This window comes from Haliscomenobacter sp., from assembly GCF_033763495.1.
Lineage (GTDB): Bacteria > Bacteroidota > Bacteroidia > Chitinophagales > Saprospiraceae > Haliscomenobacter.
Map to the genome: position 1 here is coordinate 23,676 of NZ_JANRKL010000226.1, position 20,006 is coordinate 43,681.

Annotated in this window: 19 protein-coding genes; 13 read left to right on the top strand and 6 right to left on the bottom strand. The window is 47.3% G+C overall.

All coding sequences use genetic code 11. The features are described 5' to 3' along the window. The first annotated feature begins 87 nt into the window (after nt 1-87). Nucleotides 88-1,824: a gliding motility-associated C-terminal domain-containing protein gene (locus SFV55_RS26605; RefSeq protein ID WP_320032624.1), complete on the top strand. Its 1,737-nt coding sequence runs from the start codon at nt 88-90 to the stop codon at nt 1,822-1,824. A gap of 172 nt (nt 1,825-1,996) precedes the next feature. Next, the gene (locus SFV55_RS26610) at nt 1,997-2,458 is read left to right on the top strand and encodes an OsmC family protein (protein WP_320032625.1); all 462 of its coding nucleotides are present in this window, start codon (nt 1,997-1,999) and stop codon (nt 2,456-2,458) included. On the opposite strand, the gene SFV55_RS26615 is transcribed toward SFV55_RS26610, so the two are convergent. Beyond that, nucleotides 2,391-2,909, bottom strand: coding sequence for a DinB family protein (locus SFV55_RS26615; RefSeq protein WP_320032626.1), 519 nt, complete (start codon nt 2,907-2,909; stop codon nt 2,391-2,393). The two genes, SFV55_RS26610 and SFV55_RS26615, sit on opposite strands and share 68 nt — an antisense overlap. Nucleotides 2,910-2,989: 80 nt before the next feature. Here SFV55_RS26615 and SFV55_RS26620 point away from each other — a divergent pair, with 80 nt between their 5' ends. Then, a complete protein-coding gene (locus SFV55_RS26620) occupies nt 2,990-3,847 on the top strand; it encodes a thioester domain-containing protein (RefSeq protein ID WP_320032627.1) in 858 nt (285 codons plus the stop codon). Here the strand turns inward: SFV55_RS26620 and SFV55_RS26625 are convergent. After that, on the bottom strand, nt 3,844-4,419 hold the full coding sequence (locus tag SFV55_RS26625; protein WP_320032628.1) for a thymidine kinase: 576 nt from the start codon (nt 4,417-4,419) through the stop codon (nt 3,844-3,846). The two genes, SFV55_RS26620 and SFV55_RS26625, sit on opposite strands and share 4 nt — an antisense overlap. Nucleotides 4,420-4,539: 120 nt before the next feature. On the opposite strand from SFV55_RS26625, the gene SFV55_RS26630 reads away from it, so the two are divergent. Next, entirely contained in the window at nt 4,540-6,708 is a 2,169-nt protein-coding gene (locus SFV55_RS26630) for a CHAT domain-containing protein (RefSeq protein WP_320032629.1), read from the top strand. Here SFV55_RS26630 and SFV55_RS26635 read toward each other — a convergent pair. The 3 genes from SFV55_RS26635 to SFV55_RS26645 are packed head-to-tail and all read right to left on the bottom strand — an operon-like array spanning nt 6,676 to nt 10,993. Further along, nucleotides 6,676-7,677 carry a type IX secretion system membrane protein PorP/SprF gene (locus SFV55_RS26635; protein ID WP_320032630.1) on the bottom strand — a complete coding sequence of 334 codons (1,002 nt, stop codon included), beginning with the start codon at nt 7,675-7,677 and terminating at the stop codon, nt 6,676-6,678. The two genes, SFV55_RS26630 and SFV55_RS26635, sit on opposite strands and share 33 nt — an antisense overlap. Before the next feature lie 12 nt (nt 7,678-7,689). Beyond that, complete coding sequence (locus SFV55_RS26640; protein WP_320032631.1) at nt 7,690-8,247, bottom strand: gliding motility-associated C-terminal domain-containing protein; 558 nt, start codon at nt 8,245-8,247, stop codon at nt 7,690-7,692. Beyond that, on the bottom strand, nt 8,213-10,993 hold the full coding sequence (locus SFV55_RS26645) for a caspase family protein (protein ID WP_320032632.1): 2,781 nt from the start codon (nt 10,991-10,993) through the stop codon (nt 8,213-8,215). The genes SFV55_RS26640 and SFV55_RS26645 overlap by 35 nt, the downstream gene beginning before the upstream one ends. A 185-nt stretch (nt 10,994-11,178) precedes the next feature. On the opposite strand from SFV55_RS26645, the gene SFV55_RS26650 reads away from it, so the two are divergent. The 9 genes from SFV55_RS26650 (at nt 11,179) to SFV55_RS26690 (ending at nt 19,236) form a co-directional block, all read left to right on the top strand. Next, nucleotides 11,179-11,817 carry a hypothetical protein gene (locus SFV55_RS26650; RefSeq protein ID WP_320032633.1) on the top strand — a complete coding sequence of 213 codons (639 nt, stop codon included), beginning with the start codon at nt 11,179-11,181 and terminating at the stop codon, nt 11,815-11,817. 149 nt (nt 11,818-11,966) lie between these two features. After that, complete coding sequence (locus SFV55_RS26655; protein WP_320032634.1) at nt 11,967-12,395, top strand: hypothetical protein; 429 nt, start codon at nt 11,967-11,969, stop codon at nt 12,393-12,395. 114 nt (nt 12,396-12,509) lie between these two features. Beyond that, nucleotides 12,510-13,001: a hypothetical protein gene (locus SFV55_RS26660; RefSeq protein ID WP_320032635.1), complete on the top strand. Its 492-nt coding sequence runs from the start codon at nt 12,510-12,512 to the stop codon at nt 12,999-13,001. 106 nt (nt 13,002-13,107) lie between these two features. Then, a complete protein-coding gene (locus SFV55_RS26665) occupies nt 13,108-13,566 on the top strand; it encodes a hypothetical protein (protein ID WP_320032636.1) in 459 nt (152 codons plus the stop codon). Between the two features lie 13 nt (nt 13,567-13,579). Then, nucleotides 13,580-14,527: a hypothetical protein gene (locus SFV55_RS26670; protein WP_320032637.1), complete on the top strand. Its 948-nt coding sequence runs from the start codon at nt 13,580-13,582 to the stop codon at nt 14,525-14,527. Then, the gene (locus SFV55_RS26675; protein WP_320032638.1) at nt 14,517-15,311 is read left to right on the top strand and encodes a hypothetical protein; all 795 of its coding nucleotides are present in this window, start codon (nt 14,517-14,519) and stop codon (nt 15,309-15,311) included. The genes SFV55_RS26670 and SFV55_RS26675 overlap by 11 nt, the downstream gene beginning before the upstream one ends. A gap of 11 nt (nt 15,312-15,322) precedes the next feature. Next, entirely contained in the window at nt 15,323-17,620 is a 2,298-nt protein-coding gene (locus SFV55_RS26680) for a hypothetical protein (protein WP_320032639.1), read from the top strand. A 57-nt stretch (nt 17,621-17,677) separates the two neighbouring features. Further along, nucleotides 17,678-17,929, top strand: coding sequence for a hypothetical protein (locus SFV55_RS26685; protein ID WP_320032640.1), 252 nt, complete (start codon nt 17,678-17,680; stop codon nt 17,927-17,929). A gap of 101 nt (nt 17,930-18,030) precedes the next feature. After that, nucleotides 18,031-19,236, top strand: coding sequence for a hypothetical protein (locus SFV55_RS26690; RefSeq protein WP_320032641.1), 1,206 nt, complete (start codon nt 18,031-18,033; stop codon nt 19,234-19,236). Here SFV55_RS26690 and SFV55_RS26695 read toward each other — a convergent pair. Next, nucleotides 19,233-19,832: a hypothetical protein gene (locus tag SFV55_RS26695; protein ID WP_320032642.1), complete on the bottom strand. Its 600-nt coding sequence runs from the start codon at nt 19,830-19,832 to the stop codon at nt 19,233-19,235. The genes SFV55_RS26690 and SFV55_RS26695 overlap by 4 nt on opposite strands. Nucleotides 19,833-20,006 lie beyond the last annotated feature (174 nt).

A 20,006-nucleotide genomic window follows, 5' to 3' on the forward strand; every position in this document is an offset into this window, starting at 1 on the left:
CTTGAAAGACTGGTGCCGGACGTACTTACAGGGAAAATAATATCAACACTTATCCCCCTTAGTGAACCTCAGCGAAAAATTAGCTGCTTGGGTTACAATGTTGTTGATCAATTCCTCTATGCACTGGATTTTGATTCCTACGAATTGTTGCGTATCGATGCAAATGGGCAAATCACGGCGTTGGGTGTCCCCGCCAATCTCAATACCAAACTTCAATATTATGCAGGGCAGGTAGGTGCACTTGGTCGGAGCTTAACGGTGATTGGCCGTGATCCAATCACCCAAACTGACAAAATCATTTATGACATCAATATCCGACGAGCACCCTACCTGGCCTCAAGTCAGGTACTGATCAGTGAGCTTCCTGTGCGGCTTAATGATCTGGCAACACATCCTACTCTTGGCGTCATCTACACTTATGACTCTAAAAACAAACGGCTGGCCAATTTAGGCGGGAGTTTGGTAAGTACCTTTAACCATCCCAGCACTTCGGAGTATTTATCCGCACTTTATTTTGACAAAGCAGGAAATCTTTATGCCTATGGCAATTCCAGTCGCGAGTCTGGAGGCGAGCAGCATTTTTTAGTCAACCGCCATTCGGGAAAAATGCAGGAACTTGGCAAAGGTTTTCCGGGTCGGGAAAGTGATGGATGTTCTTGTCCTTATTCTCTGGATTTTGGGATGAAAATCACGCCAACTCAAGTTTTGCCTTGCTCTGAAATCACCATTGAGTACACCTTTTTTAACGCCACCGGGGCCAATTGGCAGGATTTGGTTTTCAGGGATTCCTTCCCCGCAGGTGTAACCATTAAAGCCATTGAAAAAAACTCAGCCAACCTGAGTACCGTCATTGGTGGAGTGGGGACTAGTGTTTTTCGACTCATCAACATGAATCTGATTCTGGAGAGCAATACGATCCGCCTCAGGGCTTGGGTGGACGACTTGCCTCCCGGCAAATACAGTGCCCAAGCCGCCTTGCAGTTTCTGCCCGCCTTGTACGGGGAGCCCTTGATTTCGGACAATTTGTTGAGCATCCAGGCGCGTGATTCCGCTTTTTTTAATGTAGTTGAACCCAAGTCTTTAAAACTGAATAGCAAACTCCGCTTTTCCTGCAATGGGGATACGGCCTACATTGAAGCCCCCTTCGAAGCCCTTAGTTACCAATGGAGCGACGGCAGCACGGGAAAAACCCTGGTGACTACCCGTAATGGTCGATATTCCCTGTTGGCCAAAACACCTTGCCTGGATTATGTGGACACTATCGAAATTGGTGAGCGTCCAGCGGCATTACAAACAAACATCCAATCTCCAGATCGCCTCGAATCTGGTGATCAGGTTTCGCTGACGTATGCTGGCACCCGTAAAGGCCCGTTTACGGCAAATTGGTCAGCTTCGGAAGGGCTTGAATTGAGTTGTAAAAATTGTACCAGCCCCGCGCTAAGTGCACGTAGCTCGGGAACAGTGTATTTACAACTGCGCGATGCACAGGGTTGTATTGCCCTTGACAGTGCTTTTGTGGAAGTAATACCTGTACGTAAAGTTTACATCCCCAATGCCTTCAGTCCCAATGGCGACCAACTCAACGATCAGTTTTATGTACAAGGTCGGGATGGTGGCCAGATTGTGCAATGGCACATCAAAGATCGTTGGGGCAACCTTGTTTTTGAAAAAAAAGACCTTGCCCTCAATGATCCCAGCCAGGGTTGGGATGGCACTTTTCGCGGCCAACGCTGTGCAGCGGGTATTTTTTTGTATGAGTTAGAAATTGAATTCCCCGATGGAGCGCGAAAACAGTTTAAGGGCGAAGTTAAATTGTTGCGCTGAAAAACTGGGTGGACATATTTGCGTTGTGGAGTTATTACCCATAAATTTAAAATAAAAAATGCAGCTAGAGAAAACGTAGTAAACCTCCGTCGCTTATTGATCCCCATCGGGAAACACCCACCATACTGATTGCTATCTTTTAAATTGTAAACAAATCTAGCATTTAACATTTATGTCAAAGCCCACTATCCTCCACGCCAGCATTGGCCGAGACACCTATAAAACCACCCTACAAACCGATGATCATCAACTGATCGGCGATGAGCCACCTTCATCTGGTGGCAGCAACCTTGGGCCCGACCCATACGAATTCATCCTGGCGGGCCTGGCCACCTGCACAGCAGCAACTGTGCGCATGTATGCCGATCGTAAAGCCTGGGATCTGGAAAAAATCGACTTGAACTTATCGCTGCAAGTTGAAAAACTAAGTGGAACCCAAATCACCCATATCCAACGCGAGATTCAATTTTTTGGCAATTTGAGTGAGGAGCAAACGCAACGCTTGCTGGAGATCGCCGACAAGTGTCCAGTGCACCGCTTGCTCACTCACGAGGTGAAAATTGTGACTACAGTATCGGCCAATATCTTTCCTCCAAAATCCGGAAATGATGCCGCTGATGACCGGCCACAATAAAGCCCAGCGCCAATGTGGACATGGATTTCCCACTGGCAGTCCCAATCCTCAACAACATGGAATCACTAAAACTACGGAAAAGATAAAGTGTAGCAGTGCGTAAAGCCAAAAACTCGGCTTTTAAGTCTTCCAGACTGCGTTGATTCCCTTGCGCATGCGCGGCGTAATCGTCTTCTTCAAAACTGGGTAGATTGGCCAATTCTCCACGAGAGATACACAGCGCCCGGTAGGTCAAAATGCGTTCGGTATCGATGAGGTGTTGGAGGATGTCGCTACCCGTCCATTTCCCCGGAGCGTATACCCGATCGCCTAGTGCTTCCAGTTTATCCCAGGCAAAGTTTTGTAATTCTTCCTGAGCGCGCTCCAACATGGTGAGTAAAGCCACATCATCGGTTTGGTTGATGTAGCGATCGAAGTACTCGGGTAAAAAGGGTAGAGCAGATTTAAGCATGGTTTTATGTTTATGTGTTGGAATCAATTTGGGGATAAAATAAAGCGATTTTCACGGACGTTTCAGGAAAAAAATAAGACATGCTGCGCCAACCCTTCATTTTTCTCCTCCTGATCAGTCCTTTTTTCATCACTGCACAAAGTAAAAGTCTGCCCCAAGCACTTTCAGAAGGTTTAGTCACATTGCAAGCCGAAGGTTTGGTCGGCCATGGTGGTGAATGTTTGCAGGCCACGGTCACCAATGTTGGCAAACGTGCGTTGCGCATCGTACTGGGGCCGGGCATGGTGTTTCAATCGCAGGATACCGCTTTGCAGGATCTTCTTGTGGTGGACAATGAAGAATACGTTTTGGCCGCCAATCAAAAGCGCAGCTTCAAACTGGTGGGCTATTGCTGCGAAATGTACCGTGGTGGGCCAGGTGCGGGTTCCGTTTTTCAACTGGTCAACCAAAACAATGAAAAACTCAGCCAAGTAGCCACCTACCTGTACCGCAATTTTTTGGACAAAAATCCCATGACCCAACAAGCCATCTGGAGCGTAAGTGACAATGCCGACCTCTCCGCAGTTTGGGACCGCAATCAACCCGAAAAATCGAAAAAACTCATTGAATTCCTGGCACAACTGACTGGTCGCCCCGTGCCCTGGTACCGCTCTGAATACGCCAAAGCCGCCCCCGGGCCTCAAATGGCCAAACGCCCGATGATGATGATTGAAGCGGATTGGGAATTTACCTTGCCGGAAAATGATTCCTTGACGCTGGCCGTTTTTAATGACGCTGGCGATCAGGTAGATGTGCTGATGACGAACAAGTTGTACAGTTCGGGGATTTACACTTTTACGTTTTCTTATAAGACCAATCGACTGCCGAAGGGAGTGTATTGGTTTCGGATGAGAGGGAAGAAGTTGGGATTGGTAAAGGAGCGGAAGTTGGTGTTTTAAATCACCTTTCCCAAATGATAACAAGTCCGGCATCTCGGCTCATACACATTTTTTTCACCCAACACCACTGTCGCCTCTTCTTCTGACAAGCGATAGGAGTGGGTAGCCAAATTTCCACAATGTGGGCAAATGGCATGCACTTTGGTGATGTATTCTGCAATGGCCAGCAAATCCGGCACCGGGCCAAAGGGCATTCCCCGGAAATCCATGTCCAAACCCGCCACAATCACCCGAATGCCGCGCATGGCCAGTTTTTCACAATTGCGGGGGAGGTCCATGTCAAAAAACTGCGCTTCATCAATCCCTACCACACTCACGCGCTCAGAAAGCGCCAACAATTGATCTGAATGCTCAATGGGCGTAGAATGAATGGAATTGGCATCGTGCGACACCACCTTGGTTTCATCGTAGCGGGTATCTACTTTGGGTTTAAAAATTTCTACTTTTTGATTGGCAATTTTGGCGCGACGCAAACGCCGGATCAATTCCTCCGTTTTTCCAGAAAACATGGAGCCGCAAATGACTTCAATCCATCCACCGCGATTGCCTTTAAAATGTGGTTCGAGAAACATGGTGTACTTATCTTGAGCTGGAAAGATAGGAGATGCACCTGAGACAGGGGGAATTTTTGGAAAAATTCTCAACACAAAGTTTTTCACGGATTAATTTCGCATGGTAATTCAAGGACTCTTATGCGCTTTGCACTATCGTTACTTATTGTTTTTCAGACTGTAAAATCCTGGTCGCAGACACCAGACCTAAGCCCCGAATTGAATTTTGACCTGTCCAAAGGCTTTGCTGCACTGGAGCATTTGCAGTACGAAAGGGCTCATCAGGTGTTCAATGCTGTCTGGCAGCGCACGGCACCTGATCGGAATGTACGTCGTCAAGCGCTGAGCCAACATCTCTTTGCTTGTGAAGGTTTAGCCTGGGTATATTACGGGCGAATGGATGCCAATCCCGACTCCGTGGCCTATTTTACCCAACTTTCCTATCTGCCCCAAATTGCTTCTCTTCACCAGTTTCGCCTGGGCTATGTGCAGGCGCGAGCATTGCTACCTAGGTATCCCAATCAAGCCTTGCGGGCATTCCAGCAACTGTTGCAAAAACAAGCCATAACCCCAGAACAAGTGGCCCAGTTGTGGTACCATATTGGCGTATGCCATCAGGACTTGAAGCAATGGCACTTGGCCGAAAGAGCTTTCAACCGTTGTTTGCAAATGCGCCCCGAACCCGGCACCTGGGTCATCGGTCGGGGGCAACTACCGTTTATTGCCCAGCTCGCCCTGGCAGATGTGGCGCTGAAAATGCAACAGATTGAGCCTGCTGAACTCGCTTTGGATAGGGCGCAAAACAGCAAGCCTGAGGGGTTTCAATCTGCACTTGAGCTCCATGCTTGTCGTGGAGAATTGGCCATTGTTAAGCAGGAGTTTTCCATTGCACTTGTGCACTTCCAAGCAGCTGCACAAACGCTGGAAAATTGGATCAAAAAGGAACAATTTCTGGAACAAGACGAAGCGATGCTCCGCGAGGACTATGCCCATATCTTTAGCAACGCGGCCTGGTGTGCTTTGCAGTTGGGGCAATTTTACCCGGTACTAAACTGGATTGAAAAAGGTAAAAACAAATTGCTCCAACGTCAGCTCCTGCCCCAAAAAAGGCCCGAGATAAACGCGGCTCAGGTGCAAGAAATCCTGCAAAACTTGCAGCCTGCCTATACCATTCTCCGCTATTTTCAAGCGCGAGACAGCATCTTTGCCGCAGTCTTGAGTAGCAAATCTTGCCATATTCAAGCTGTTTCGGACACGGTAGGGCTCAGCCAGCACATTTTTGATCTTAACCAACTCGATCCCCAACAAATTGATTATGCCGAGCGCTTTGCTTACTATTCTTCCTGGTTGTATCAATATTTTGTGGAGCCTCTGGAAAAAAGAATCCACACCAGCCACCTGCTGATCATCCCGGATGGCCCGTTGAATTTGGTAACCTTTGAATCCCTTTGTACACAGCCAGATGCGGCGCAACTGCCTTTTTTGTTGCGCCAGTATGCCATTTGGTACGCTCCAGGTTTGGCCTTTTTACAACAGGGGACCAAATATGCCCCTCGCAAACAACGCTGGCTTGGGCTGGCACCTGATTTTAAAAATCACCCTTCGGCTTTGCCCCTTTTGCAATTCAACCAACAAGAACTCCAGCAAGTGTGCCGCCTCACGGGTGGCCTGGGGTTATTGGGCCAGAAGGCGCAAAAAGCCAAATGGCTACAACAACTCCCGGACTACGCACACCTACACTTTTCCACCCACGGAGTCCTCAGTAAATACAACAGCAACCACAATCAAATGATCTTAGCTGCAAAAGGTACGGCCTGGGACTCATTGACCGTAGGCGAAGTGAAAAAGTTGAAACTGCAACAAAAAGACATTGTGCTGAGTACCTGCTACGCTGGATTGAGTCGCTACATTTTGTATTCGGAAGACATGAACAGCCTCCGTCGGGCATTTTTGAGTGCGGGTGCCAGCAGTGTTTTGCAATCCACCTGGCGATTGCCAGATATGGCTTCTTATGTGATCATTTCGGAATATTATGCCCAATTGAGGCAAGGGAAGGATCAGGCGCTGGCTTTGCAAGCAGCAAAATTGCGGTACCTGGATGCTGCGGAAGAATTGCGGCGGCGCTACAATTTAGGGGCGGAACTGACTTTGTCCCCTTTGCCGCATCATTGGCACATGATTGTGGGACATGGCTGGCCGCATCGAGTTGAGTTTGTCCAGAACAAGCAGTGGATGTATCTTTTTTTAATCATCTTGACGATGGGTACTGGGTTGATGTTATGGAAAACCCAGCGAAAGGTTCAACTCTAAATTGGGTACTGTGCGCCCTCGGTTCAAGCCTGCATCCATTAAAAACGACAGGCGATAAACCGTACCTTGGTCTGAATAGTATTCCAAACCCACTTCACCCTGCGCTCGGAGATTGCTACCGCCACCAGTTCCGGCAAACATCTTCCAGTTGTACGAAGGCCGAAAATTGGCTCGGGCAATCAAAGATGCATCGGCCTGATCCACCCAATTTTTGCCTTGTTTGAACTCAATGGCAGGCACAAACCGCAACCAGGAATCAATTTCGACGTAAAAAGGATCGTTGAGGTTGCTTCGGCCTATTCTGCCTCCCAGTAGTAAGTGAATGGTACGATTAATAAAGGCATTGTTGAGTGCTTGCCGATCCGATTTGTTGGCAAATTGCAATAACTCCGGCGTAGAAAGGCCGATGTAGTAAAAAGGGGTATGGAAAAAAGTGCCTGCCCCCAGGTAGTTGCTGCTCAAATTGCGGTTGAGTAGCGCTGTATCATTCAAGTTTTCAAATAAAAAACCATCGACACTGCGCTTGAGCGCCAAGTTGGAATGGGTCACATTAAAACCAAGCGAAAGCCACTGGTCATCGCTGGTTTTGAGCACGACCTGAGCGCGGAGAGAAACCCGGCTGTTTTCCAGATTCAGCCCTCGATTGTCACTTTGGGCATCCAGGCCAAAGGGAAAAAAGACGCCTTGGCAATTGTATTTTTGCTTGCACCCAAACCCACGGGTATTGAAATTGAATTGAAAAGACCCAAAATGCACCCCCTCGTAATCGGGCAATCGCTGGTCCAGAAAAGGGGTGCGCACATTCCCATTGGCACTGATCAAGCTGCCGTAATCGTACACCATATCGTGCAGGGCCGCTGGGTTGATTTGCGGGCGATTGTATTGAAAAAAACCAAAATAGGGCGAGTTTTGGGAGTGTACACCCAACCCCATCCAGGCGAAGCATAAGCACAGAAAGATGTTTCTCATAGCAGGGGTGGTTTAACGAACAATCAAGATTCGGCCTTCACAAAATTGTTTCACTTCTTTGGGGTCAAGATACAAGCGATAATAATAAATGCCAGCGGGCAAAGGCGAGCCGTTTTGGTCGGTTCCACCCCAGGCATTGTCATTGCTGTAGTTTTCTTTTTGGTACAAAACAGCGTTCCAGCGGTTGAAAATGTAGAGTTGGTTGCCCGGGAAACGTTCAATGCCGTTGATGCGAAGCACATCGTTAACTTTGTCGCCATTGGAGGTGATTCCGTTGTAAATGGTAAGGCCATTGTTGCGGGCACAGGCTTTGGAATCTTCTTCATTAGGCAGGGTGTTGACTTCCGGTTGACGGAACCCCTGGGTCAAGTAGGCTGTTTTGCTGGCCAGGGGTTGGACCAACAATTCCCCTACCGACCAGCCCATGTAAGCACCCTCAACGCTGCCGCTCTGGCCGCCTGCAAAAGTAATGAGTTGTTGGGCGGCGGCATCTTGAGGCCAAAAGGCCCAACAAAGCCCAGCTACCCCAAGCAGTTTATTCACATAATTTTTTCTTCCGGGCTTCCTCATGTAACTTTTTGATTTGAGCAGGAGTATTCAACTGTAATAGAGGGAAAGAACTCCCCACAATACCAATAGGGGAAGGAAGTTTGTGTTTTTCAGATTGGCGGTTGTTTTTTTCTACTTTTTCACCAATTTTTTTCAACAAATAAGCCATATCCACGGTGTTGAAGCCGGGCTCTTGGCATTGCAACATGCTCTCGATTAGGTACCAACTGAAGTAGCCGCGTTTCAACTCAGGATCGGCGAAACTGGCGCTATCCTGTGCAGTGGAAGTCAGTAAAAACACATCGCGCTGATCTAGTTTTGCAGTAGGGTTTGAGTCCGGTGACTCGGTGGCCATTGCAAATTGTTGGACCATCTCGGCGGCAAATTGGGTAGACTTGTTTTCTTGAGCGCCCATTCCTACAATGTCTTTCAGCAATTGGCCACTGGCACAAGTTTCAATAATAAACGCAGTTTTGGCGCAACTAAAATCGTTGAGCATTCGCTGGTAAAAATCGGTACCGTAATAATAGGTTTCGGGGTAATCCACGTCGTAATAATCGGTACAAATCACGTAGCGCCGCCGGGGATCGCTGCTTTTTTCATCCATACTACCATGCCCCGACAAAAATACCACCAAGCGATCCTGGTCGCTGCGCATTAAGGGCTTTTTGGAGGGGTTACTGGGCTTCCATAACTCTTTCAGCCGTTTGAATTGCAGAATCAGCAATTCTTTTCCCCTGGTTGCCGCGCCAGTAATGAGTTCTATGTGTATGCTTTCATAAGGGGATGAATGGGGATCACTCTGTAGCGTTTGTCCATACATCCGAAAAACTTCACTGAGCTGAGTAGCGTTGTTCTCCGAAAAAACCTGCTGCCATTTTTTATCCTGGTACTGCATGCCAATACAAATTACAAACAAACGTGGTTTGGAGGCAAGAGGCGTGCTCGTACATTTTTTTTGTAAAGTATCGGCGCGGAAAAATCGCCCATCCCGCATCCAAACAACCCGGTAGCGGGTGTTGTAATCTGCGGCTGTGCCAAATTGAGCCCCTAGGTCGTAAATGATGCTGGTATCCAAGCCCGGTGGGCGCAGTTGTAAGGTGTCTTTGCAAGTGTATTCACCCTGGCGGGTACGCACTTGGGGATACACTCCCGCTACCTGCCCCCGGCTATTGGCTGGTGCCAAGGTATTGCTGGAGTAGGCCGGTAAAGCGGCCAAGGAAACTTCATAACAAACTTCTGTAGGGTTTTGTACATCCATCAGGAAAATTCGATTCACGTTGGGCTTTTGGGCTAAGGCAATGCTGCGGGTGGCCTCCTTGATTGTCCAGGTATCGGGGGCGGAAGTGTAACTGTTTTGCCAGATTTTGATTTGGTGTTGCGCGGGCAACGCGGAGGGAAATTCAATGACAATTTGCCCTTCCTCGTATTTGCGTACGCTGCGGAGTTTGAAGTTGCAGGGTGCTGCGGGTGGCTCTATTTTTGTGCCACTGCCCATTGTGGTGGCACCCAGAAGGCTGACTTGAGCCGACCATTGTGGTACTGGAGGGGGCGACAAACTTATCAACGGGATTTCGGGCTGCTCAAATTTCAAACCTGGGATGGCCAAATTGTAACTTCGTGGGCGGGCCTCGCTGGTACTGACCCCGATGAACAAGTTTTGTTCCTGCCCGGGAATTTGGATCAAGCCCGCCAGATCGCTAGTTTCGGCATCCAATTCCGTTGCCCAACATTTTTTAGCATCAAATTTTAGGTCTTGCCCAGCAAAGGCCACACCAGTTTTGAGCTGGAAGCTTTTCTGCGCATCAGTCTTGAATAGCAAAGCATATTTATTGTCCGACAGGTACTGAAGGGCTATAGGATAATCCCGTCCTTCACCACCAAAGTTGTATTCGTTCATTTGGGTAGCGGCTATTCGGCCTTCGCGCAGCGGCAATCGTGCTACCCAATTGTTGCCAAAACGCACCTTGCTGCTAGTTCCCGCTAGAATCAGGTCTCCACTTTTGCCATCAACTGTACTTGCGTTCAAGCTCAGGAAACGATCAGTATTGGCCCAATGATCGACTTCCTCCAGTTTGCCATTGTTGTCGCGTAGCAAATAGACCACCGTGCCGTTGCTGGTAAAACCTGTGAGCCACCACAGCTTGTCCACCGCGTGATAGAGCCCCTCCACTTGTTTGATCTGTGGCGAGAGGTCGAAATACGCATTTGACCAAGGTACGGTAAATTCCAGTTCGCTAGGCGTATTCAAAGAAAATTGACCGATGAAAAGTCTTCCTCCAGTTCGGCCAATTGCCAAATAAGCCGCGTTGTCTATGTATGGAATCGCGCGGATACTCAGCACTTCTTCCACTGCATCAGGCGTTGGGAAGGACTGTATTTTGGCTCCAGGCAGGTCGTCTACCACAAAAATACAGCCTTTGTTTTTTGCCCCACTCCCTCTATTCGCCCCTGCTATCAGGTATGAGCCATAAGTACTGCCACTGAAGTGCTCGGTATAAAAGGGCAAAATAGCGTTGAAATCTCGGCCTGCTTCCTGAAAAGTTTTACCACTGGGCTGCATAAAAAAGTAAGCCTCCTGCCGATTGGTTTTACCTACTCCCGCAAAGTGAGTTTGATCAAATAGCGCCCAGGCTTGAATCTCGGTTTGCTGAAAACTGCTGTTGGAAAAATAGTGCTGCCCACTTACAGCCGGATTGCACAGCATTTGAGCTCGAACCGAAATTCCCACCATCAACAAAAAGCATAGTCCCAGATATTTCATCATTGCAGCATTTTTGCCCCACTACAAAGGTAACAAGCCCCACTCAGTAGTGGGTTTGAATTGGACTTGAAATTTTTTTGAAAAAAAAACCTGAAAAAAACCTGAAAAAAAAATTCCCCTCCCCCTTAACGAATGAAGCTCAACAAAAGTGAGCCACTGATTGCGAATCATTGAAAAACAACAACACCATGAAAAGTATTTTGATGTGTATCCTTATCCTGGCCTTGGGCCTAAGTGCCTCCTTGGATGTTTCTGCTCAAACTATTAAAATCTCTCGCGGCAAAACCAGCAGCAGCAATTATCGTCTGGCAGGTTTGGACAATGAAGAGAAGGCCAATCTACAGGTCAATGAACAGGAATCTGAAGAGGATGAGGAAGAAGAGGAAGAAGACAACAACAAGAAGAAAGACCGCAATGGCGATTGCAATTGCGACGGCAAAGACCCCAAGTGTGAAACCAAATGTATCCCTGCGGGCACCCAAATTGACCTCGAATTGGACGACCACCTGGATCTGGAAACCCTGACTGAAAAAAAAGTAGTGCGTTTTCGGGTAGCCACCGCCGTTCAAGTGGGTAAAACCACGGTGATCCCTACCAGTGCTTACGCCTTGGGGGTTGTCAAAAAATTCGTTCCTGGGGTCGATGCACGCCCAGCCATGATCATTCTAGAAGCTCAAACCCTCCACACGGGCACAGGCCAATTGCCCATCAACCTGAAAGGTGCTCAGCAAATTATCAAAACAATAGAATCACTTTACACCTCTGCCGAAAGCATTCGTGCCAGCCTTGAACACGAAGTACGCGTATGTATCCCTTGTTGTCGCTAAGATAGGGTGTGAAGTGTGAAAGTGTGGGTGAGATTTCAAGAAGCCCAAGCCAACCCACGGATTTATCCGTGGGAGGCCTCTCTACAAAACCAACCCATGGCTTCAGCCGTGGGACAACCATGGCTTCAGCCATGGCAAAAAACAAAACCATGAAAAACAAAACCATCTTCTTTTCGATTCTTTTTGCCGCAGTCATCGCACTGCCATCATTCAAAATGCCACAAGTCATTGTTGTACCCCCCAACTTGACGGTGCGCCTTAAAGTTGCTCAAGACGTCCGTTTCCAGGACCTGCAAGTGGGCAAACCAGTGCCTTGCACAGTAGTAGACGATATCATTCACGAACAAATCATTGTCGTACGTGCCGGAGCTACCGCCTCCGCAGTAGTAGACGCCATTGACTGCGAAGGCCGCAAAACCATTGTACGGATCAAAGGGGCCTATGTACGCTCTCGCGACGGCCAGGATGTGCGTCTTACCGACCAGTCGGTAAAAGTAGCGGACTGCTGCAATGGCAAAGCGGAAGTGAATACCGAAATTGTGACGACTACCAGCCAGGCTTTTAAAATTCGGATATAAGGTGAAGTTGAAAAGTTGAAAAGTTTGTAGTTGAAGAGTTGAGGCCAGCGCAGCGATTTTTCAACTCTTCAACCATAAACTTTTCAACTTTTCAACTCCCTCAACCCATCAACCATGCGCTACATTTACTTTTTTGCCCTGCTTCATTTTTTTGCTTTAGCATTACATGCACAAGCCGACCAAATTAAAACACTGCGCATCCCCCAAATCCAGGCTCTGTGCGATACCTACACCGCTTCACCCATGCGTTTGGTACAAGGCGCACGCATCAACACCGCAGGTGTTTTGCCTGAAAATTTTTGGTCTAGCCCCCTGAGTGAAGGCAAGGTAATCAGCCTAAAAACCCTCGAAAACCTGGTGTTGAATGGCGAAAACCTGGTGCGCAAAGGCACTCTGGTGACCGCTCAGATCAAAAAAATAACTTACCACAACAGGGGGCTAAAACGAGGCGAAATCGCTGAAGTGTTGATTGAAGTAGTAAAACTAGTAGCTTGCGACTGTTCGAATGTAAAACTCGATGGTGAACAAAAGTTAGCCTCGGGTACACAAGAAATTAGTATCTTGAGCCGGGTTTCCGAAAGTAAAAACATCAATACTTCGCGTTGAAAAAAAGACGTTGAGTGGGTTAGTCGTGGGGTGAAATAATTGTTTGTCAAAAGGAACAATTTATTTTTTATCGCCCCTTACCCGAGTGCGCAAAAAATCATGGTCTATGCCCAAGTTGAGCATCTTCTGTTGTACCCTGGCTTGTTTCATAGGAGTAGGATTGTGGGCACAAAACAAGGAAGAATACAAAACCTTGTTCTTGAAACCTACTACGGTCATCTCATTGAAACTCGCTCAACAACTGGAATATTATTCGCTAACTGAGGAGCAGCAGATCGAATTCATAGTGGAACGGACGGTAGTTGATGAATTTGGCGAAGCACTGATTGTAAAAGGAGCAGCGGCTACTGGAGTGGTTACTCACATCGAACCCTGTGCGGATTTTACGGAAATGATCGTCACGGTTACGCCAGAATTTGTTCAGGCTGTGAATGGCCAGATGCTTGAGCTAAACGCCATGGAACAAACCCTGAAAGCCCCAGCTGGCAACTGTTTTATCGCGCAAGGCCGCCGGGTAAGCGCTTATCCTGCCAGGCAGTTCAGCATCAAAGTAAGGAACGATTAAACAACAAGGGATCATGGAATTTGCGCAGTTACTTCAACTCTGTGGCACTCACCTTACGTTTTTTTTAGATATTCAAAGGCCTACTGTACAGCAATTTTTGGATACTTCCGCCCTCTTGTCCCAGTTGGCCCAAAACATCGGACAGCTGAAAAGCAGGAAAAGTGATGGTGTACAGGAGGCCTTAAAGCAACAGCGCCAGCTTTCGGATCAAATGCAAGGCTTGCTTGCCGAATTGGGTGAGCCAGTCAGTAGCCATTTTCAGGATTTATTGAAAAAGAGTGAACTCCTTGCAGCCAGTCTGGAGTTGGCAGTGTTGGACATCCCGGATTATCCATTGCAGCAAATGATGCCGGGAAGTGCTCGACTCAAGGAGATTATGCGCAGTTTTTATACCCATCCCAAACTCAATCAGAGCATCGAGCAGTGGCTCGCCCGTTATGATTTGCTGGACAAAATAGACCCTGGAGAGGTCATCCTGAATGGCCTGCGTATCCTGACCCGCAGCCTGGCCATGGGCAGCTTACGCAGCGAAGAGAAAGCCTTGCCTTTTTTGCTGGCGACTTGCAAAAACCACATCCGCGACTTGCGCCAATCGCCCCAATTCAAGGCACACAGCGCTTTGGACGAACGCTTCCCTCCCCAGGCAGTCCAGGAAGAACAGCTACTAAACAGCACAGCAATTACCCCTGAAGCTCTGCCCTACGATCAGTTTTTACAAGCCAAAATTCGTCCCATCATCCAACAAGTGGTGCGGGAGATCAAGGGAAAATGCCAAAATTTGCTGCTGGATTTTTTTAGAACCAAGTTTTCAGTAGACTTTTCTTCAGGCCCTGCTATTTCTAGCGATTCTGCTTCGTCAAGCAATTATGTATACGAATGCTTGGGGCGCTTGCGAACTCGGCTTGCTCAGGAAAAAGAACTATTGACCATCCTCCAAAACATCGGTTTCCATGTCCGCTGAAGATACCACCCTCATCCAGGATTATCTATACAATCGGCTGCCCGCAGACTCGCGCAAAGCATTTGAAGCGCGGGTAGCGCAGGAGCCCGCACTGGCCGAAGAACTCGCCCTGGAACGCGCCATTCATCTCGCTGGGGTTGAATTTTTGATGGCGGATGTAGAGCAAAGCATTGGCGAAATTAGAACAGAAAAAGCCCAGCCAACTCAGTCTACATTACGGGTTATTTTTGCCCGACCAGCTACCCGCTGGATGATTGGTCTGGCAGCTTCGCTTGCTTTGATCCTTACCTTTTGGTTTTTACAGCAAAAACCAGACACATTATCGCCTCAGGAATTGGCGCTAAAATATTTGCCCCACTTGGAGGGCCAGACCAGTTTCCGTTCTGCCGATCCCATTGAAGCACCAAGTGACTCCGTTGTGTTGGCTTTTAATCTTGCCTTCAACCAGCGCAAGTTGGCACAATGCAAGGCTCTACTCCCTCGTTTTGCACTCAAAAACGCCCAAGACAGCCTGGATACTCGCATCAAATGGGCTTGGATAGATTTAATGGAAGGAAAAACTACGGCTGCGGAAACCCAGTTTGCCGTTCTGCAGTCTGCAAAGAACACAGCAGAACTACCTTTAGCCATTCGTGAAAACCTTGACTATGGCCTTTTTTTGAGCCAGTTTTTACAAGGCAAAACCGACAAAGTGCTCCAAGATCGCTTACACAATTCCCTCGTTTATGGGGAACACATGCGTAAGTTGGCCAACGAAAAACGCCTTGATTTAAAAAAGAAATAACCTGATTTTTTATGCATAAAGCCATTCTGACCTCAATTTTTGTACTAAAATGCCTGCTGCTTGTGCAACTTTTGCAGGCACAGGCCCCTCAATCCTTTAGCTATCAAGCTGTCTTGCGCGATGAGAAAGGCTTGCCCCTGGCCAAAGGCATTGAGCCGGGCTTGAGCATTAGCCTTCGCCAAGGCTCTCGCACTGGGGCAGTGGTGTACAACGAAACTTACCAAAAAGGTGGAAGCCCCGCATTGCGTAGTAATGATTTTGGCATCATTACGCTGGAAGTAGGAAAATTAAAACCGAACGATTTCGGGCAGATTAATTGGGGCAGCGGCCCTTTTTTTTTGGAAGTAAAATATGACCCTGCCGGAGGCAATAAATACATTGCTTTGAGCGAACCCATTCAGATTTTGTCGGTGCCCTATGCCATTTACGCCGATTACGCGGACAAGGTAGCACCTGAAAACCTGCAACTCCACTACAACAATACCACCAATGAACTTTCCATCAGCGGCGGCAATACCATAATTATTCCTCGCAGTGGAGGTGCTGATGCCGACGCTGACCCTAAAAATGAACACATCACCCAAGTTCGCCTCAATGGCAATATCCTTGAAATAACTGAAGCTGGCGGCAATATTAAAACCGTAGACCTCTCTGCACTAAAAAGTAGTACCACCGACAATGACAGCGATCCCCAAAACGAACACATCACCAATATTCGACTCAATGGGACCATTCTGGAAGTTAGCGAAGCAGGCGGAAACCTGAAATCGGTGGATTTGAACCCGCTAAAAGGAGGGGCGACCATCACTTACAAAGCGGGAATAGGCATAGCCATTTCCGCCGATAACACCATTAGCAATACAGGGGATATCAATCCTGCTGATGACATTACTAATACTTCCAGCGCTCAAGGAGATGTAGAAGGTACCTTTTATAAGCTGGTTGTAAAAGCGTTGGCAGGACATCCAATTGCAAATGTCCTCCCTGTGCAAGGCCAGATTTTGACCTGGAACAACCACCGTTGGGAACCAGGAGACCTTGCACTCAAGGGTGGGGACAATCTTTGGAAAAAAGACACAAGTACTCAAAATGTGTACTATGAAAAAAGTGTAAGCATAGGTACCAATGCTATTGGTGAAACCGCTTTGGGCGGTTTGGCTGGGCTGACACTTTCGCAGCCTTTGGCCATTTTGGGTGAAGAACAATTTGCAAGGTTTACGGCTGGAGTGGAAAAGGGCGGTGCCACCAAGGGTGCTGGCTTTATTACGCTAAGAGACCCAAACAAGCGCCTTTCAGTTGTGTTGGGGAGCGGCACATACGACAACCAGTTGATTGGCGGAAGAATCAGCTTGCATATAGAAAACGATGAGGTGCCTTCCTTAATTCTTGGAACAGACTCGGGCCTGAACAACGAAAATCCAATTGGTTATATCTCTACCCAAAACAACAAAAGTAAAAAACTATACAATCCAAGAACTACTTTCCTGGGCGGTAATTTTCATCATGCAGAATACGGAGAACTGGCCTTGTTCAACAGTGAAATGGTAGTGGATAATTACCCCAAAATCAATGTGGTTCTTACCCAAAATCCGGGCTATGAAGGCGGAACAGTACAAGTTCATGGAAAAAATGGCATTTCCTTTGGAGAATTACAAGCAGAGCCAACTGGTGCATTCCTCAGAATTGCGAATTCGAATAGCAAATGCAGAGTAAAAACTTATGTTACCGATCAAGACGAAGGAATCATTGATTTGGTAGATCCAGTAAAAGATTCATGTTATTTCAGCGACTTAATCATTCAATCTGTGGTTATCCCCAAAGGCAATGCTCGCCAATCTGTAGGCTTTATCGGATTTGATGATGACCAAGGCAATTTGAAAATGGCGCTATCTCTAGATACTGAACAAAATGCATACATCAATACGGGAACCGTTACCGCAGAAAATATTTTTGCTAAAGTCAAAAACTTCAAAATCCCCCACCCAGAAGACCCCTCCAAATCCATCGTTTACGCCTGTATCGAAGGCCCCGAAGCAGCTGCCTACGAGCGTGGAACTGCAAAATTGATCAACGGCGAAGCCTTCATTCCTTATTCGGATCACTTTGCTTTGGTCATCAATGCCCAAACCACGACCGTACACGTGACTCCTTTGTTCGATGATACTTTTGGATTGGCGGTGGTGGAAAAAAACGAAAAAGGGTTTCGGGTGAAAGAACTTAAGGGGGGAAAAGGTAATTTTTCTTTTGATTGGGAGGCCAAAGCGGTGCGCAAAGGGTACGAAAATTACCAGCCAGTTCGCCAGAAATAGGAATTGGTGCGAACCAAAAACCATTATCTTCACTTTATCTCTTAAAAACATCAGCTTATGTCCACAGAAAAACCAGTATCTGAATTAAGTATGGAAGAACTACAGGCGAAAGCAAAATCAATGAGAGGCATGCTCAACCTGTGGATTGTAATCATGACTTTAATGATTTTAGCCGCGATAGCCAATACAGTCCTTGGAGGGTTCAGCATCTTCACAGTACTACCCTTGTTTTTTGCGGGAATTTTTGTTTTAAACTACAATAATTGGAAAAAAGTTAAAGCTGAAATAGATAAGAGAAGTAAGCATTAATGTTTTTACAACTAGGGTGTCGGAATTTATGATTTGATGCACTAGCCACCTGAAAAACACTTTACACTTCCCCTTAATGGATGTATCAAAACCATTGAGCTATGTGTAAGGTGTTTTTTTTATTGCTAGGTATTGCATTGTCATCACATCGGGATGGACAGAGTCAGACCTCCTTTGCCTGGAACAAAACTGCTCCACTCGTCCAGCCTGATGCGGCTCCTTTTTCCCTAAGCTGGGAGCCCTACATCGATTGGGGGCAACAAATTTTCCCTTCGTTTCTGATCAGTATAGCTACCGCTGATCCGCAACAATTCAAACTTGCCGAAGACTACCTCGGCGACCCCAAAAGTGTAATTGGTTTGTTTGTCAAAAGCACTCAAGCCAATACCAAACTGACCATTCAAATAGAAGCGACTCATTATTCAGCAGCATTCAGCGAAACGTTTGCCTTGCCCAAAGCCCAACTGCAATACGCCATTTTTCCTAAAATTGCCTGGCATTACGACCTTTTGCGCCAGCACAAAGAGAGCATTCCCCTCAATTTCAACTACACCATTTTATTGGATGGAAAGCCCATTGGCAAAAAAACGATTACGGCTACATTGCGCAGTCTGAATGACTGTCCGCTTGCCGCAGTTGATTACCAAGGCAGGCAGGTCGATTTGCGCAAAATGTTTGCTGCTTACGTCAACGAAGACCACCCCAAAATCAATTCGTTACTAGCCAGTGCCTTGCAAAAAAAAACCGTGAATGGTTTTAATGGATACCAGGGCAAACGGGAGGAGGCCGTAGCGCAAGTGTACGCCATCTGGCGCCTGTTTCGGGACAAAGGAATGAAATACTCTGACATTGCCACTGGCGCACACGATGAGCACAAACAAGTAGTCAGCCAAAGGGTACGCACCTTTGACGAAGCCATTGCCACTGCACAAGCCAATTGTATTGATGGAACCGTCGTTTTTGCTTCCCTGATGCGTTCCATTGGCCTCCAACCCCTGATCATATTGGTACCTGGACACGCGATGTTGGGCTTTTATGTGGATGGCAAACAGGAAGACATTTTGGTATTGGAAACAACGCTGATCGGCGAAACAAGCGCCGTAAAAGAACCCAGCAAACAGGAATTTGCCACCCACATCAATAGCATAGCCGCTCGAACCCAGTCGCAACTCAGTGCTGCCTTGTTTTTGAAAGCCTTGGATGCAGGGCATGCCCGGTTTATGCAAGCCTGGAAAAAAGACCAAAAATCGGTTTTGATCATCGATGTAGCTCAATGTCGGAGTTTGTACAAACCCATTGGGCGCTAAAGGATCCACCGTTTCCCCACCACCACAATCGACTGCTGCCCAAAAAACACATAAGGTGCAAATGCGGTGTTTTCGTTATCTGCATCGGCGAGGCTGAACATACTGATCAAGGGCATCTGTTCATTGAACAGGTGATCCGACAAGTAAGGAATCAATCGATTCAATACACGAGTGCGGCGAGTAAGGAATTGTTGTTCTGGATCCCGTTCGGTATAGGTTTCATCACGCATAAACAACCCACGAAAATAAGCGGGAAATCTCCGCCGGCTGAGCTCTGAACTTTGCCGATAAATACTGAGGACATCCCAATAATGGTCATCCAATTCCAGAAACTGGGTGTCCTCTGGCCAGAGATTTTTCACAGCAGTAAACAGTGCTTTGATGTCTCCTGCCCGCGTATGCGAATAAGGCATTAAACCAAGGTCGGCGGGCCGATCATAAATGTTGAGGTAATAGACAAACCCCGGGCCATAAGCTTCCGCTCCAATTTCGCGCTCGGTCGCGAGGATGGTGTCAACATCTTCTTTCAAATTCGGGTTGGATATTTGGTGTAGCGGCAATTCACTATTGTTGAGCAAAAAGGGCAATTGGGTCATAGTGCGTATTTTTGTACAAAAACGAATTTATTCCGGACATTATCCAGGAATTCAGGTTAAGGAATGGTGAAATTTGGGCCAAAATGAAAACAAAATTGTCACTTACACCAATTTAGCCTACCTCCAAGTCCATTTCTCTCCCTTTAGTCTACAAACCGAATTTTCCATCAAGAC